The following is a 944-nucleotide window of genomic DNA, read 5'->3' on the forward strand; positions in this document are numbered from 1 at the left end:
CCTTCGTGTGCTACTTGATCTGTCCCCCCAGGGTGTGAAAAAAGAGGGGGTGCTATGCCACAAGACCGTGAGCACCCCCAGAACGTAGCCTTTGGCTGACCTACCATCTTGACGCAGAGACCCTCATCGTGGCTACCTACATTTGGGTGGATGACGAACTCAAAGCCCTCGTCGCTCAAGGTTTCAAGCTCCCCAAAAAGCAAAAGCACCAAAAGGCCACCCTGGCCGAACTCCTGGCCCTCGCCATCTTCCTCCTCCGCAAGATGTTCCCCTACGGGGAAGCAGCCAGGGCCAGGACCTCGCCAAAGGCTACCTCGCGGCCAAGACTACCCTGAAGGCTTACTTCCCCTCCCTCCCCCACCTCTCCCGTTTCTACCGGATCCTCCAGAAGGCTCATGGGCTGCTGGCCCACCTCGCCTTAAAGCTCTCCGGGGGACAAGGCCTGCTCCAGGTGGTAGACCTCAAGCCCATCCCCCTGGCCCACGGCCACCGTATCCACGGCCTCTCTCTTCCTGAGGCCGCGGTGGGGGTGGGTCCCCTGGGAGCCTTTGGCGGGTACGTCCTTGTGCCGGTGATGAACGAGCGGGGCCTCTTCTTTCGTTGGACTCTTCTTCCCGGGAATGCCCGGGAGACCTGGGCAGGGGAGCTTCTGGAGGGTTTGCCCGCGGTCCTTGGTGACCGGGGGTACAAGATACGCTGACGCGTGACTCGCTGGGTCCAGGGGGTCAAGACACCTTCCTACCGGCTTAGGGGAGGAAAGGTGGTGGAGACGGGGTGGAGAGAGTGGGTCACGCGTCAGCGTAGCTTGTTGGGGAGGGTACGCAACTGGATCGAGACCCGGTTTAGCGTGATGGTACGCTCTTTGGGGCTTCACCGGATAGAGGTTCGGTCCTACTGGGGTCTAGTGGCCCGGGTGAACCTCATCCTGCTGGTCCACAACCTCA

General features: G+C 61.4%; 1 pseudogene. It reads left to right on the forward strand.

Annotated elements, in window-relative coordinates:
* Positions 1-54: 54 nt before the first annotated feature.
* Positions 55-944 (forward strand): annotated as a pseudogene (locus tag Mlute_RS16710) (transposase); the annotation flags it as partial.

This window comes from Meiothermus luteus (genome assembly GCF_003574085.1).
Classification (GTDB): Bacteria; Deinococcota; Deinococci; order Deinococcales; family Thermaceae; genus Meiothermus; species Meiothermus luteus.